This is a genomic window from Micromonospora sp. NPDC002296 (genome assembly GCF_040296145.1).
Taxonomy (GTDB): domain Bacteria; phylum Actinomycetota; class Actinomycetes; order Mycobacteriales; family Micromonosporaceae; genus Micromonospora.
In genome coordinates this window covers 24,948-38,926 of record NZ_JBEOWQ010000046.1, presented here as the reverse complement: position 1 = coordinate 38,926, position 13,979 = coordinate 24,948, and the positions used below count along the sequence as shown (strand labels likewise).

The 13,979-nt window shown below is 69.7% G+C and carries 15 protein-coding genes, 1 tRNA gene and 4 pseudogenes; 10 read left to right on the top strand and 10 right to left on the bottom strand.

Translation table 11 applies throughout. The features are described 5' to 3' along the window. Positions 1 to 47: 47 nt before the first annotated feature. Positions 48 to 227 carry a DUF4236 domain-containing protein gene (locus ABT023_RS24885; RefSeq protein ID WP_007075522.1) on the bottom strand — a complete coding sequence of 60 codons (180 nt, stop codon included), beginning with the start codon at positions 225 to 227 and terminating at the stop codon, positions 48 to 50. A 189-nt stretch (positions 228 to 416) separates the two neighbouring features. On the opposite strand from ABT023_RS24885, the gene ABT023_RS24880 reads away from it, so the two are divergent. Beyond that, on the top strand, positions 417 to 554 hold the full coding sequence (locus ABT023_RS24880; RefSeq protein ID WP_350888803.1) for a putative leader peptide: 138 nt from the start codon (positions 417 to 419) through the stop codon (positions 552 to 554). A 211-nt stretch (positions 555 to 765) separates the two neighbouring features. After that, complete coding sequence (locus tag ABT023_RS24875; RefSeq protein ID WP_350888805.1) at positions 766 to 1,320, top strand: flavin reductase family protein; 555 nt, start codon at positions 766 to 768, stop codon at positions 1,318 to 1,320. An 80-nt stretch (positions 1,321 to 1,400) separates the two neighbouring features. Here the strand turns inward: ABT023_RS24875 and ABT023_RS24870 are convergent, their stop codons facing one another. Then, complete coding sequence (locus ABT023_RS24870) at positions 1,401 to 1,856, bottom strand: RrF2 family transcriptional regulator (RefSeq protein WP_350888802.1); 456 nt, start codon at positions 1,854 to 1,856, stop codon at positions 1,401 to 1,403. 175 nt (positions 1,857 to 2,031) lie between these two features. Beyond that, a pseudogene (locus ABT023_RS24865) lies at positions 2,032 to 3,108 on the bottom strand (helix-turn-helix transcriptional regulator); the annotation flags it as partial. A 171-nt stretch (positions 3,109 to 3,279) separates the two neighbouring features. On the opposite strand from ABT023_RS24865, the gene ABT023_RS24860 reads away from it, so the two are divergent. Next, the gene (locus tag ABT023_RS24860) at positions 3,280 to 4,056 is read left to right on the top strand and encodes an SDR family oxidoreductase (RefSeq protein WP_350888801.1); all 777 of its coding nucleotides are present in this window, start codon (positions 3,280 to 3,282) and stop codon (positions 4,054 to 4,056) included. A 70-nt stretch (positions 4,057 to 4,126) separates the two neighbouring features. Here ABT023_RS24860 and ABT023_RS24855 read toward each other — a convergent pair whose 3' ends face one another. Next, positions 4,127 to 4,558 carry an SsgA family sporulation/cell division regulator gene (locus ABT023_RS24855; RefSeq protein WP_007457244.1) on the bottom strand — a complete coding sequence of 144 codons (432 nt, stop codon included), beginning with the start codon at positions 4,556 to 4,558 and terminating at the stop codon, positions 4,127 to 4,129. Positions 4,559 to 4,853: 295 nt separating this feature from the next. Between ABT023_RS24855 and ABT023_RS24850 the strand changes: the two genes are divergently transcribed. Further along, positions 4,854 to 5,399, top strand: a complete 546-nt coding sequence (locus ABT023_RS24850; RefSeq protein ID WP_502890752.1) for a TIGR02611 family protein — start codon at positions 4,854 to 4,856, stop codon at positions 5,397 to 5,399. A gap of 50 nt (positions 5,400 to 5,449) precedes the next feature. Next, positions 5,450 to 5,521, top strand: a tRNA-Val gene (locus tag ABT023_RS24845). Between the two features lie 89 nt (positions 5,522 to 5,610). Here the strand turns inward: ABT023_RS24845 and ABT023_RS24840 are convergent. Continuing rightward, positions 5,611 to 5,783, bottom strand: a pseudogene (locus ABT023_RS24840) (site-specific integrase); the annotation flags it as partial. Positions 5,784 to 6,046: 263 nt separating this feature from the next. Further along, positions 6,047 to 7,555: an MFS transporter gene (locus tag ABT023_RS24835; protein WP_350888799.1), complete on the bottom strand. Its 1,509-nt coding sequence runs from the start codon at positions 7,553 to 7,555 to the stop codon at positions 6,047 to 6,049. Between the two features lie 104 nt (positions 7,556 to 7,659). Between ABT023_RS24835 and ABT023_RS24830 the strand changes: the two genes are divergently transcribed. Then, positions 7,660 to 8,586 carry a helix-turn-helix transcriptional regulator gene (locus tag ABT023_RS24830; protein WP_350888798.1) on the top strand — a complete coding sequence of 309 codons (927 nt, stop codon included), beginning with the start codon at positions 7,660 to 7,662 and terminating at the stop codon, positions 8,584 to 8,586. A gap of 459 nt (positions 8,587 to 9,045) precedes the next feature. Here the strand turns inward: ABT023_RS24830 and ABT023_RS24825 are convergent. Continuing rightward, positions 9,046 to 9,203: pseudogene (locus tag ABT023_RS24825) on the bottom strand (HD domain-containing protein); the annotation flags it as partial. Positions 9,204 to 9,312: 109 nt separating this feature from the next. Further along, entirely contained in the window at positions 9,313 to 10,071 is a 759-nt protein-coding gene (locus tag ABT023_RS24820; RefSeq protein ID WP_350888797.1) for a helix-turn-helix domain-containing protein, read from the bottom strand. A gap of 141 nt (positions 10,072 to 10,212) precedes the next feature. Between ABT023_RS24820 and ABT023_RS24815 the strand changes: the two genes are divergently transcribed. The 4 genes from ABT023_RS24815 to ABT023_RS24800 all read left to right on the top strand — a co-directional run bounded on the left by ABT023_RS24815 (position 10,213) and on the right by ABT023_RS24800 (position 12,698). Continuing rightward, positions 10,213 to 10,383, top strand: coding sequence for a hypothetical protein (locus ABT023_RS24815; RefSeq protein ID WP_350888796.1), 171 nt, complete (start codon positions 10,213 to 10,215; stop codon positions 10,381 to 10,383). After that, complete coding sequence (locus ABT023_RS24810) at positions 10,370 to 11,572, top strand: helix-turn-helix domain-containing protein (RefSeq protein WP_350888795.1); 1,203 nt, start codon at positions 10,370 to 10,372, stop codon at positions 11,570 to 11,572. Before ABT023_RS24815 ends, ABT023_RS24810 begins: the two co-directional genes overlap by 14 nt. A 2-nt stretch (positions 11,573 to 11,574) precedes the next feature. Then, entirely contained in the window at positions 11,575 to 11,814 is a 240-nt protein-coding gene (locus tag ABT023_RS24805) for a hypothetical protein (protein WP_350888794.1), read from the top strand. A gap of 413 nt (positions 11,815 to 12,227) precedes the next feature. Further along, positions 12,228 to 12,698: a VOC family protein gene (locus ABT023_RS24800; RefSeq protein ID WP_350888793.1), complete on the top strand. Its 471-nt coding sequence runs from the start codon at positions 12,228 to 12,230 to the stop codon at positions 12,696 to 12,698. A 482-nt stretch (positions 12,699 to 13,180) separates the two neighbouring features. On the opposite strand, the pseudogene ABT023_RS24795 reads toward ABT023_RS24800, so the two are convergent. Then, positions 13,181 to 13,351 (bottom strand): annotated as a pseudogene (locus tag ABT023_RS24795) (IS30 family transposase); the annotation flags it as partial. Positions 13,352 to 13,670: 319 nt separating this feature from the next. Beyond that, the gene (locus tag ABT023_RS24790; RefSeq protein WP_350888792.1) at positions 13,671 to 13,817 is read right to left on the bottom strand and encodes a hypothetical protein; all 147 of its coding nucleotides are present in this window, start codon (positions 13,815 to 13,817) and stop codon (positions 13,671 to 13,673) included. Positions 13,818 to 13,979: the final 162 nt, after the last annotated feature.

The following is a 13,979-nucleotide window of genomic DNA, read 5'->3' as shown; positions in this document are numbered from 1 at the left end:
AGCGGGGCGCCGACGTCAGCGTCGGCGCCCCGCTCGAATCCGGGAGGTCAGGCCCGGGACTTGTCCTGCTTCCACGACAGCGGACCGGGCAGGTCGACGCGGTGCGCCTTGGCCCGCGAGTTCCAGGACCATCGGCCGATCTTGATGCTCCACGAGGAGAAGCCGTTCTCGGTGAAGTTCAGGATGATCGGGCCGTACTTCTTGCGCTTACGGAACATGAGGCCCATCGCGGGGCTCCCTTCGTCACCAATCGTCTGCCGTGTCGAGATCGAACATGCCCGAAACGACGATTCGCGAAACCTCTCCGGGTCCCCACTGGACTGTGTCACCGCTCGGCGCGACAATCTCTATCCAACGGATGGGTGTTACGGGGTGGTCAGTGCTGGTCGAAGCGATGCACATCGGGTCGGGAGACGATGATCTCAACCTGTGGAAGGGCGTTGACCAGCCACGCGGGACGACGGCACGATGAGCACATGTCGCAGCGGGACGAGCCTCTCCTCACCGCCCGCGTGCACGTCGACCTGGTCCGGCACGCGAGCGCGCTCTGTTGAGCTGACCGGTCGGCCGGCTCGGCCCCCGTCACCGTGTCCCGTCCGCCCGTCCGCTCACGGCGGAGGGCGTTCCACCGCGTCCCGCCTGCCGGGGCGCGCTCCACCGATCGTGGACCCACCTCCTCCGTGGACAGATCAGGAGACAGCCGTGCCCCCATCCCCATCCCCGCGTCCGCTGCAGCCCACCCCCGTCGCGCCCGCCGCACCCACCGTGGACCGGCCCGGGGCCGGCACCGTCGAGCTGTACCCGGTCGACACCAACCTGCTCCGCGCCCTCCTGCGCCGGCAGGCGGCCACGGTCACCGTGGTCACCGCGCCGGGGCCCTCCGCCGGCCGGGGGCGCCCGCCGCTGCCGCCGGCCGGGTTCACCGCCACCTCGTTCACCTCGGTGTCGCTGGAGCCGCCGCTGGTGTCGTTCTGCCTCGCCCGGGCGTCGTCGAGCTGGCCGGCCATCGAACGCGCGGAGCACGTGGCGGTGCATCTGCTCGCGGCCGGGCAGAAGCAGGTGGCCCGCACCTTCGCCACCAGCGGCATCGACCGCTTCGCCGCGCACCGGGGCTGGACGGCCGGCCCGTTCGGGGTGCCACTGGTCGACGGGGCGCTCGCGGTGCTGCTCTGCCGGGTGGTGCACCGGGTGACCGCAGGCGACCACACCATCGTCATCGCCGAGCCGCTGGCGCTCGGATCGGGGGAGGACGGCAACCCGCTGGTGCACCACCGGGCCGGCTTCACCACCACCGTCGCCCCGTGGGAGATCCCCGGCTGAGCGCGCCGGCCCGTACCTGAGGGGTCAGGCGCCGGGGTCGACCCGCCGCACGCCCGGTCCGCGCCGCCGACGGGCGGCGGTCAGCGGGGTTCCCAGGCGTCGGGCGGGGCGATCAGCCGCCGCACGTGCCCTGGCAGCCGGCCGCTGGTCAGCTCGGACAGGCTCACCTCGTCGACCACCTGCCGGACCGCCGCCCGGACGGCCACCCAGAGCCGGGGCAGGTTCTCCGCCGCCCCCTCGTAGCTGGTCTCCTCGGGACGCATTCCGCGCACCCCGGCCAGCGGGCCGTCGACGGCCCGCAGGATCGCCCCGATGGTGACCTCCTTCGGCGGCCGGGCCAGCGTGTAGCCGCCCTCGGCACCCCGCTGGGCCCGGACCAGCCCGGCCCGGCGCAGGTCGGCCAGGACCGCCTCCAGGAACTTGCGCGGCATGTCCTGTTCCGCCGCGATGGCCTGGGTGGACAGCAGGGAGGGGTACGCGGTGGCGAGGCTCAGCGCCGCCCGTACCGCGTAGTCACCGCGCGCGGAGATCTGCACCCCCTCATCATGCCCGTTCCGTCAGTCCGGTCGGATCGGTGGGCGGCCGGGGCCGGACGACCCGGCTCGCCGCCGCCCCGTCCCGCCCGCCGCCGTGGCCCGCCGGATGTTCCCGCCCGCCCGTCGCCGCGTGCTCCCGGCTGTTGCGCGACGACCCGCCCGACCCGCCAGACGCGTCCGGCTGCCTGGCGCCGCTCGCGCGTGCGGCCGGCGGCTGTTCCCACCCGTTGCGGTACGACGCTTGCTCCCGCTCTCGGTGGGGCGGCACCGGCTCGCGGTACCGGTGGGGCGGTGCCGGCTCGCGGCCCGCGTGGTCCCGCTTCTGCGGCGGCCCGGTGGGCGTAGGCCGGCCCCGGGCAGCCCGGAACGCGCCGGGGCTCACCCCCGCCTCGCGGGTGAAGAAGCGGCCGAAGTTGGTCGGCTCCGGGAAGCCAAGCCGGCGACCGATCCGGGCGATCGGCTCATCGGTGGCGGCGAGCAGCCGGCTGGCCTGGAGGGCCACCCGCTCGTCGATCACCTGCTTCGCGCTGCGCCCGGTCACCGCCAGGCAGGCCCGGGTGAGGGTACGCACCGAACAGCCGATCCGGGCCGCGTAGTCCTCCACCCGGCGGGTGTGCTGGTAGCCGCGCTCGACCTCCTGGCGGAGCCGCCGGAAGGTGGTGCTCTCGGCGCGCCGCTCGGCCTGCGCCGGGTCGGCGTCCAGCAGCGTGAGCCGCAGCAGCAGCACGGCGAGCTGGTGACGGAGCAGGGCGCGGGCGGCGGGCACGTCCGGTTGCCGTCGCAGGTCCACCACGAGCTGGGTGACCTCGTTGAGCACCGCGTCCCCGTCCTCGCCGGCGAGCTGCCGGTGTGCCGGCACGTCGTCGCCGTCGCCGTCGCGGCCCGGGTCCCGCAGCAGGGCGGTGGGCGTCCAGCGCAGCACCACGGCGTCGAGCGGCCCCCCGGCGCAGCGCAGCGCCTGACCGGGGCGTACCCGAAGCAGGGTTCCTGGGCGGCAGGGCAGCGGCCGGAAGTCCAGCTCGGCGGTGCCGTGGCCGCCGGTGACCAGGACCACGAGGTCCGCGTCGAGCAGGGCGGGGCGTCGCCACTCGGGGTCCGGGGCGAGGTCGCCGAGGGTGAGGGCGGCGATGCCGGTGGACCGCGCGGCGGCCTCGGCGCGGGGCGCGGGGGGGGGGGGGGCCGTCGCCGCGGCGGGGCGGGTCGACGCCGGGTCGGTAGGGGGTGCCGGGGAGGGCTGACCGGAGGGGACCATCGCTGCGACGGTAACCCGCGTCCGAGCAGGCCGCATCCCGACGCGGCCCGGGCCAACCCGTCCCGCGCCGGCTCGGCGGCTTGTCGCGGCACGGCGACCCGGCTAGGTTACCGATCGGTAGCGCCGGGTCCGGCGGACCACCGGCGGCCCCCGAACGGCGATGGGATGGGCATGACGGATCTGTTCTCGGTCGAAGGCAAGACGGTCCTGGTCACGGGCGGCTCACGGGGCATCGGGCTGATGATCGCCCGGGGCTTCGTGCGGGCCGGCGCGGACGTGATCATCTCTTCCCGAAAGGCGGACGTCTGCGAGGCGGTGGCCGAGGAGTTGTCCGCCGAGGGGCGCTGCGCGGCGATCCCCGCCGACCTGGGTCACGACGCGGGGGCCGAGGGCCTGGCCGCGGCCGTCCGGGAGCGGGTGGACCGGCTCGACGTGCTGGTCAACAACGCCGGGGCCACCTGGGGTGCGCCGCTGGAGTCGTACCCGGAGACTGCGTTCGACAAGCTCTGGGCGGTCAACGTCAAGGCCGTCTTCCGGCTCACCACGGCCCTGTTGCCGGCGCTGCGCGCGGCGGCCACCGACGACGACCCGGCCCGGGTGATCAACATCGGCTCGATCGACGGCATCCGGGTGCCGTCCATGGAGGTGTACGCCTACTCGGCAACCAAGGCGGCCGTACACATGCTCACCCGTGGCCTCGCCCACCAGCTCGCCGGCGAGCGGATCACCGTGAACGCGATCGCGCCGGGACCGTTCGAGAGCAAGATGATGGCCTTCGCGCTGCAGGACCCGGCGGCACGGTCGGCGATCGAGCAGCAGGTCCCGCTCGGCCGGATCGGGCGCCCCGAGGACATGGCCGGCACCGCGATCTACCTGTCGTCGCGGGCGGGGGCGTATCTGACCGGCGCGGTCATCCCCGTCGACGGCGGGATCACGACGCACGGCTGAGCGCGTACCCACAGCAGCGGCCGGGGCCGCGCGGACTCGGCAGATCCGCGCGCCCCCGGCCGGCGTCGTGTCAGCGACCGGCGAGGAGCCGGTTCACCGCCGTGTCGACGTCCAGGTGCTCGGCCTCCCGGCCGCGCGGAACGACGACGTAGGTCCGCCGCAGGAAGCGCACCAGGACGCTGCGTGGCACCTCGAACAGGGCGTTGCCGTCCGGTGACGACAGCGCCAGCGCGACGAAGTCGCCGCGCGGGGTGGCCCACGGCCAGACCCGCACGTCGCCGATGCCGGCCGGCTCGTCCAGGCCGGTGACGAGCAGTTCGCGGGCGAACGACCAGCTCACCGCCTCGCCGCCGGCGGATTCGGCATGGAACAGGACATGGACCGCATACGGATCAGCAGGGTCGTAACGCAGGCTGGCACGCACCGGCAATGCGGTGGCGTCAGGCGCGACGAGCCTTAGCGACGTCTCGACCTCTACGGTCGTCGGTCGGATGACACTCATGGACGTTCTCCCCCCGGCACCGCTGCGGAACGCGCGTGTCCCGCTTTTCCCATACTCAGGTGCTACTCCTGGCTACGCTCCGCCATACGCTGACTTCACCCAGTGGTGGGAAGGGGGTCGGAAACGCCGCTAGAATGTGAAAATTCTTGTACGATATCCGGTTCTGCCCAGTGCGTGATCCCGCCCGGCATCGGGGTGGTTCAGACGTCGACTTACTCCGGTAACGTCCAGTGGTCCGATGGAGTGACGGGCCGGAGCGACACTGGAGGGCGAAATGGCTACGAACCGATCCTCAGTGGATGTGCCGACTTGGTCCGGCCCTCCGAAAGGAGGGGTCCGAACAGCCGAAAGGCGGGGGTACGCAGTGCCGAAGGATCAGCGCGGCCGGGGTGGCCCCGACGGCCCGGGAACCGGGGCCGGGACGGCGGTCGCCGAGCGACGGCGCGGGCGTTTTCGGCAGCGGATGGGCACCACCCTCGACCTGATCCGCGCCAACCCCACCGGCCGAGTCGCCCTCAAGATCTTCATCTCCATCGCCGGCGCCCTCGTCGTCACCATCGGTATCGCCCTGATCCCGCTGCCCGGCCCCGGCTGGCTGCTGGTGATCGCCGGGCTGGGCATCTGGGCCGTGGAGTTCCACTGGGCCCGCCGGCTGCTCAACTTCACCCGACGGCACGTGCAGGGCTGGACCCGGTGGGTCACCAGCCGGTCCCTGGCGGTGCGGTTCGTGCTCGGGTCCGTGGGTCTCGTCTTCGTCGCCGTGGTGGTCTGGCTCTCGCTCAAGTACAGCCTCGGCATCGACCTGCTGGCCCGGCTGTTGCACTACCTCGCGACGCACTGACCCCGGATTCGCGGTCCGGTCCCTCGATCGGGTAGAGTCATCGGCGCTGAGGGCGATTAGCTCAGTGGGAGAGCGCTTCGTTCACACCGAAGAGGTCGCTGGTTCGATACCAGCATCGCCCACGCAGGTCAAAGGCCACTTCCCGGAAACGGGAGGTGGCCTTTCTGCTGTCGTACAGCAGTGAAGTACAGCAACGGCGTCGGCGGCGGAACGAGTCGCCGAGGCGTTTGAGGGCGTCTCTGATCGCCTTCGTCGATACCTGGGTGTAGATCTCCATGGTCGCGGAGAAGCGGGCGTGTCGGAGCACCCGCCTGGCGACTTCGGGTGGACGTCGAGGTCGGCCAGGAGCGTGGCGCAGGTACGGCGGGCGTCTTGAACGGTGATCGCGCCGGGGCGGTGCAGGGTGGGCAGGGTGGACACGGATTCTCCTCAAGGCTGGTGGCAGGGACGGGCGACGAACTGCCACCGGACGCCGGAGCGGTGTCCGTCGGTGGTGTTCGTGGTGTCTCCTGGCACCGCCTGAGAGGGCGGCTGACGCCGGAGGGCGGAAGCACGGCTATCGGCCACCGGCCGCCGCTGGAATGGGTCCTTCCGGTTGCTGGACGTTGTGTGATGCCGGGACGGGTGGGGTTGTGCATTGGCATGGGTCATCGCGCCTCGAGCGCCTCGCCGTGCTCGCCATCAGCCGGGATGTCGTCCCCGACAGGACGGGGTAACCAGCGGAGTGCTATGAGGCCGAGTACGAGGTGCAACAAGCTGGCTGCAGTTGCAGCCACGTGCATGCCGGTGAGGAAGGCCGACTTGGCATCGGTGATCAACGTGTCTGTCAGGCCGGTGCGCTGAAGCGTTTCGTCCAGGGTCGGCGCGAGGTCGGGCCCTCGGAGCCGGAACAGCAGCGCTGCCAGAGAGCCGAGCAGTGCAATGCCCAGGGCGTTGCCGATCTCGTTGCTGGTCTCGGCGATCGCGCCTGCTGAGCCTGCTCGCTCGGACGGGACCGCGCCGACGGCGGCGTCAGCGACGACTGCGAAGGAGATGCCATAGCCGATGCCAGCAATCGCAGTGGAAGCGACGTACCAGCCGATCCCACCAGTGATGGTGGTGGGCAAGAGCAGGAGCAGCCCGGTGGCGATGGAGAAATGGCAGACAAGCAGCGCGGAGCGTTTCCCGACGCGATCGACCACCACAGGGGTGACGACGCAAGTCGTGATGAGCACAACGGCTCCCGGTAGCGCCAGCAAGGCAGCCTGCAGGACCGGAATGTCAAGGACGGACTGCAAGTAGATGCCAGCCAGGTAGGCGGCTGCTGACCACGCGGCCAGCGGTAGAAGCCCGGTGATCACCGCGATGGTGAAGACTCGATCCCGGAAGAGAGAGAAGTCGATGAGTGGATGGTCCAGGTGTCGTTGACGGACGCCGAACCATGCCAGCACGGCGACCCCCATGAGCCCGGCGAGCGCCGCCGATACGGAGAGGCTCTCGGCGGCAACGTGCTTGAGCCCATAAATCGCCAGCAGCAGACCGACCGCAGAGGTCACGACACTTATCGGATCGACTCGTCCGGGGCGGGTGGTTTGTACCTCGCTGAGCAACAGGGGTGCGAAACACAGGAACAGCGCGATTATGGGAAGGTTGATCAAGAACACCGATCCCCACCAGAAGCGTTCCAGTAGCACGCCACCGATGACCGGTCCGATTGCGAATCCTGCGGCGAAGACCGCGGCGAAGATGCCGATGGCCTGGGCTCGACGCTTCGGGTCGGTGAACAGCTCACTGAGCACCGCCAAGGCGGACGGAAGCAAGGTGGCGCCGGCGATCCCCATCACAGCACGGGCGGCGATGAGTAGCGCCGGTGTGGGCGCGAACGCGGCGGCGGCCGAACCGATGCCGAAGAAGCTCGCGCCGATCATGAGCAGCTTGAGTCGCCCGTAGCGGTCGCCGATATTTCCGAATGCGATAAGCAGGGAGCCGACCGAGAAGCCGTAGACGTCTAGGATCCACAGTGCTTGGTCAGCGCTGGGATTGAGAGACTGACTGACTCGTGGCATTGCGAGGAACAAGATGGACCCGTCCACCGAGACCAAGAGCACCGGGCCGAGGACGACCAGCAGCCCGAGCCAAGCTCGGACGGTGGTCGTGCGTGAGGTGTGTTTCGTCATGCCGGCAACGCTCCAGCGCAGAGCCGGGGGCATCCAGGCACCTGGTGTGGGTGCACCCAGCAGGTACACCCAGCCACGCGCGACGTGCGCCTAGTCTCTATGTCATGGAAAGCCTCGGAGCATTCTTGAAGAGCCGCCGCGACCGGGTCACCCCAGACGAGATCGGGCTACGAACCTATGGGAGCACCCGCCGGGTTCCGGGGCTGCGCCGCGAGGAACTCGCCCATTTGGCAGGGGTCAGCGCTGGCTACTACACACGGCTGGAGCAGGGCCAGGCCGAGACGGCCTCCGAACAGGTTCTCGACGCCCTCGCACGAGTTCTGAAACTGGACGACGTGGAGGTCGTACACCTTCACAATCTCGCCCGCCAGCCCTCCCGGTCCGGCCTCGCCGAACCACCAGTCGAGCAGCCCCACCGGCGCGTCCTCGCGCTGCTCGAATCACTGGCCGAGGCGACGCCAGCGATCGTGCTGGGCCGACGCGGCGACGTCCTCGCCTGGAACCGCACCGGACACGCACTGCTCGCCGAGCACGTCGACTTCGAGGCGCCCCGTGATCCGGGCTGTCGTCCCTCGATCCCGCGGATGTTCTTCCTCGACGCTCTCACCAGGGAGCTGCACCGCAATTGGGACGAGCTCGCCCGGGTCCACGTCGCCTACTTGCGTCTCACCGCCGGACGGTTCCCGACCGACGCGCGCCTGGCGAACCTCATCGGTGAACTCACCATGCGCAGCGACCAGTTCGGCTCCATGTGGGCGACCGGTGAAGTCGCCGACTGCACCACCGGTGACATGCATCTCCAACACCCCACGGTCGGCGCGGCGAGCATCGCCTACCAAGTCTGGCTACAGCCCGACAGCCCCGATCACCGCCTCGAGATCTACACCCCAAACGATGCCTCCTCGGCAGACGCACTACGGATCCTCACCCAACGCGCTTTCGAAGAAGACGATCCGAGCGTCAGGGCGCCCGAGGGGCCTGTGGCTGGTCGCGATCGATCCGTCAACAACCTCCTGCCCTGCAACAACTAGGTGGCGGAGCCTGCGTGCCCGTGGCGTGCCCGACATAGCGGTCAACAAGGGTCTAGGAGAGCGAGGTGACGAAAGGAAACCTGGCCCTGCCGCCCTCATCTCCCAGGGAACGCAGCCTCAACGGCCGGAGATCAACCTCATTCCGAAGCTGCCAGTTCGGCGAGGTTTCAGAACGTGGGTGGTCCTGTTGCTGTCGACAGCAACGGTGACAGCAACAGGGCCGAACAGCGCGAGCCGAAAACCAGCTCATACGCGGCCAGCAGCTCCAACTTCTGCCCCGGCGTAAACGACCGGCGTGCCCGTGGCCCGCCCGAACGCGGACCCTTCTTGCGACTCATGACCCCATCCTGGGCCGTCGCGACGTCAACAACAGTATTCAACGCTTCTCGATCCTGAACTCGCCCTGTCCGGCGGACTTGCTATGAGCCGCTGGCCTCAACTCACCCTGGCAGACAGGGCCCGGGCGGGGGCGGCTCCTTCCACGGCGGCGAGGATCATGCCGATCAGGGCGGTGCGGTGGGAGTGCTCGGCGATGGATCGGGGTGCTTGACCCCGGCAAACCGCCAGCCGGTACGAGCTGCACGTTTCAGGTCGCCAGCCTCGAAGATGAACCTCATCGCGGCGGGTGCCGGTCCTCGCTCAGCTGACTCTTTTCGTGGAGACTGCTGCCTTTGGGCAGGGCAGGGATCGGAACTCCTGCGGAGCAGGGCAGGAAGAGCCTGCGCGCTACGTCGTCGACGTGTTGTACCGATCGAGCGTTGCTTTGGAGGTCGAGGCATCCCGGAAAACCAGCTCCCACGGGCCAGTGTTGACGTCCATGTCCTTGCCGAACCCGATCCACTTTCCAGCCATCCGTCGCCCCGTGGGCTCGGCCAGGAGTTGGATCGCGCCGTGATAGCGGGCGCCTCGGTAGTAGCCGGCCGAATCGGTCTGTTCCACCCAGGTGCCAGTGACAACGGCACCGTCAACGGTCAGATCGAGTGACAGAGACGATGCCGCCGAGCCAGGCAAGCTGCGCGCGGTCAGCCGGTCACCGTGCTGAAGCACAACTACGAAGTGCTGCCCGGCGAAGGAGTCACCCCGACCGCTGGAGTAGTACTGGTAGCGGCTGAGCCACACGCCCTCGTATGACCTGTGGACTGTGACTGGCCTGGACGTTGGCGTCGGGGTGGCCAGGCTGGACATGGGAGATGTCAGGTCGTGACCACCGTGCTGGTCTTGAGCGACATGTTCGCCGGGCACTGCGGCGAAGCCGAGCAGTGAGATGGGTATGCCGGTGACGACCTCCAACGCGCGGGCGTAGACGGGTCGTGGTGCGGCGATCGCGCCGGATTCCCATCGCTGGACGAGTCTTTTGTTGGCGTCGTTGGGCTCGCCGACGCGGTGGCCCGCGGCCTGGAGTGCGCGAGCGAAGTCGTCCTGGCTCATGCGCATCCCGGTACGGACTGCGCGTAGGGCGGTGTTCGGGACGGTCATGACCGCCACGATAGCGGCATGTCGTCGAAATGTCGCCAGCCATGTGGTCGGTTTGTCGCACCTTGTGCCGTCGCGGGTGGTGACGTTCCAGCGTCAATGTGGACATGCGACGGCCGATCTACCGCCGCGCTTCTGCCGATGGAGGTGGGGATGCAGGGTGACGGCACCGAATCGGTGGTGAGCCGGGGCGAGCAGATTCAGGCTGCTGAGCGAGAGGCGGCGAAGCAGCGGCTTCTCGCCCAGGCTCAGGCGGATCGGATACCGGTCGAGGAGACGACCCGGGCGGTGCCGGATCGGCGGTGGCGGCGTGGACAGCAGTGAGCGGTTGCCGGTGGGGCGGCGGGTGGCGTATTGGCGGGGGCGGCGGAAGCTGTCGCAGCAGGTGTTCGCCGACCGGTTGGGGAAGTCGAAGAGCTGGGTGGACAAGGTCGAGCGGGGTGTCCGCTCACTGGACAAGGTGTCGACCCTCCACGAGGTTGCCACCGTCCTGCGCATCGACACGGCGGTGCTGCTCGGTCGGGATGCCCAGCCCGCCGAGGTGATCGAGCGGACCGCAGAGGTCGAGCGGATCCGGGGGGCGCTGTCCCGGTACGAGATTCCCCTCGGCCGACCGGCAGGCAGTCGGCCGGTGCTGCCGGTCGTCCAGATGGCCCGGCAGGTCGCGTACGCCTGGACGACCTTTCAGCACGCCCAATATCCACGCGTGGTCGACCGGCTGCCGGATCTGCTGGCCGACGTCGAGCGCACTCACGCCGCTGACCCGGTGGCGGGTCGGGTGCCGCTGGTGGAGGCGTACCGGATCACCGCTTCGCTGCTGGTCAAGCTGGGTGCCCCGGACCTGGCTTGGCTGCCTGTCGACCGGGCTATGAACGCTGCCATGGGTGACCGAGTGTTGGTGGCCGCCGCAGCGGTGCAGCTCGGTCAGGTGCTGCGCGCGTCTGGGCAGGTGCGGGTGGCGAAGTCGGCGATGCTGGCCGCCGCCTACCGGATCGCCCCGTCCGTGATCGAGTTCGGCCTACCTCCGGAGTTGTCCCTGTGCGGAACACTGCTCCTCCAGGCGGCCTTGGCTACCGCCCGTCACGGCGAAGACGCGGCGGTGGCCGAGCTGCTCGACGAGGCCGCCGCCTTCGCCGCCCGAGTCGGCGACAGGCACGACCACCACCGCACCGGGTTCGGGCCGACGGCGGTGGAGCTTGCCCGGGTCGCCGCAGCGGTGGAGCTGGGCGACGGAGCGAACGCCACAGCCTGGCACGAGAAGGCGACCACGCGGGACGGCTGGCGGTGGCTTACCGCCGAGCACCGCGCCGCGCACCTGCTCGACGCCGCCCGCGCCTATCTCCAGACCGACGACCCCATCAGCGCCGGCCGGGTCCTGATGGAGGCCGACCGGATCGCACCTGCCGAGATCCGCCACCGACCAGCAGGCCGGGACCTGCTCGCCCACGTCGCCCGCGACCCCACCGCCCCAACGACGCTCATCCACCTCGCCGCCGCCCTCGGGGTGGGCTGAGGATGACCGCACCGTTCCTGTCCCTGGCCCAGATCCGCAACCGGCTGATCCTCACCGCCCGCTGGGTCCTCCGCGATCACCGTCCCGGACCCGATGGCCGCTGTCCGATCTGCCGGGCAGCAGACTGCCCGGTGGCCGCCGCCGCCCGAGACGTCCTCCGCGCAGCCAAGGAAGTACAGCTATGGAGTACAGCAACCGAGCCGACCACACCCGACCGGGACGACCCCCAGCAGGCCGGATGACCTCGGACGACACCCGATCCGACCCGCTTGCCGCCAGTTCACACCGAAGAGGTCGCTGGTTCGATACCAGCATCGCCAACGCAGGTCAAAGGCCACTTCCCGAAAACGGGAGGTGGCCTTCTGCTGGCGTACGGCAGCGAAGCACGGCAACGGCGTCAGCGGCCGAGGGAATCGCCGAGGCGCTCGAGGGTCACCCGGGTCGCCTCGGATGGAGCCTGCGTGTGGATCTCCATCGTCACGGAGCCGCGGGTGTGTCGAAGGACCCGCATGGCGGCTCTCGGGTGACGTCGAGGTCGGTGGCGCAGGCGCGGCGGGCATCGTGGACGGTGATCTGCAAGCACAGCCGCGCGGGCTTCTTGATGCGGGAACGCGTGCTTGAGCCTTCCGTTACGTCAGTCTTTACGGTCGACTGCATGGACGACATCACACCCGAGGTTACGCGTGACATCTACGGGATGCCCGCGTTCGTCACATTAACGGTCGCGGATATTGATCGCACCGTTGACTGGTACGTCAATGGGCTCGATTTCATATCGCTGTTCACGATGCCCGGCCCCGACGGCGTGCCGGCACTGGTGCATCTTCGCCGGTGGCGGTACCAGGACATTCTGGTCCGCAGGGGAGTGCCGCCGGTCGGCGGTGAATGGGCCGTGAGCTTCATGGCCACTGCCGAACAGTTGGATGCGATTGCCGAGCGCGCCCGGACACATCACGGCGGCATCGTGGATGGGCCAACCGAAACGCTCTGGAACACTCGCGACCTGCGGCTGACCGACCCGGACGGTTACACGGTCGTCTACACCGCCCGCCGGCCGGAAGGGGAGCGTGATGAACGCTTCAACGCGATGATGGAGCGGGAGGCCCACCGGCAGCTCGGCGGCTGAACGCGTGCCCGATCCGTGCCGATGCAGAGGTCAACGCTGGCCAAGACCGGTGTGGCCGCAAGCTGCACCCCGCACGGTCGGTGCCCCTCAACCAGACGGTGCGGCTACCTACGAGTCAGATCAACCGATCTCCAAGCCGACAGTCCGGGCGGAGTCTTCGAACGCTGGTGGCCCTGTTGTTGTCGACAGCAACGGTGACGGCAACAGGGCCGGTAATCGGGGGCCAGCGATGGAGGGCTACGGATCAGCGTCCGATGTCAGAGACGTGCGCGGACGCACCCGGACGGAGCGCAGAACGTACAAGCAAGGGGCCGGGTTTACCGCTGAGTCAACGAGACCGGCGTGCCGCTCGTTCGACTCCGCGGAGGACCAGGCTGAGGGTCTGCGAGTGGCGTTCTGCGGGGAGTGTTGCCACTGACCGCCGCCGAGATGACGTCCTTCCGGTTGCTGGATCTTGTGATGCCGGGACGGGTGGGGCGGTCTCAAGCGGTGGTTGCAACACCCAGGAGCTGGGACATCCTCTCACCAGGGGTGTCCCAGCCCAGGGTTTTGTCGGGACGTCCGTCGAGTTCGTCGGCGATGGCGTCGAGGTCGGTTTGGGTCAGGGTGCGGAAGTCGGTGCGGCCTTTGGGGAAGTACTGGCGGAGCAGGCCGGGACCGCAACCGCAGGGCGATCTGCTGCGGCGACCACCGATGCCCCAGCCAATGGATCAACCAGCCGGCGCAGGGGCCCTCCACCGCCAGCTTGCAGGCCCGCTTCGCCCGCCGGTGACGCAGCCACGCCGCCCAATCCCGGGCTGGTACAGGTCTTCTAGGCGTGCGGGGTGATGCTGGCGGCCCATGATCGATGCCGGACCGGTGGTCGAGGTCCTGGTCCACATGTAAGACGTGGCCGTCGGGTTGGATCTGACGTGGTCGCCGCCTGCCGACCTGTGTACGGAAGCGCTGCGCCGGCTGTTCCCCTCCGTGCCGTCAACCGGCGAGCCGTGGTCGACGCTCCTCCGGGCCACCGGCCGGGCTCTTGCCGCCGCCACCCGCGGCGACCATCGCGGCGCGGCGGAGCTGCTCGACCAGGCCGCCGAGATCGCCAAGCGGGCCGACGACGGCCAGGACCACCACCGCACCGGCTTCGGGCCGGCAAGCGTGCAGGTGACGCGGGTCGCGGCTGCGGTCGCCCTGGGCGACGGCCGCCCGCAACGTCCTTCACGCCGCCGAAGAAGTACGGCAGCGGAGTGCGGCAATCCAGCCGGTCGCACCCGACCGGGACGACCCTCAGCAGGC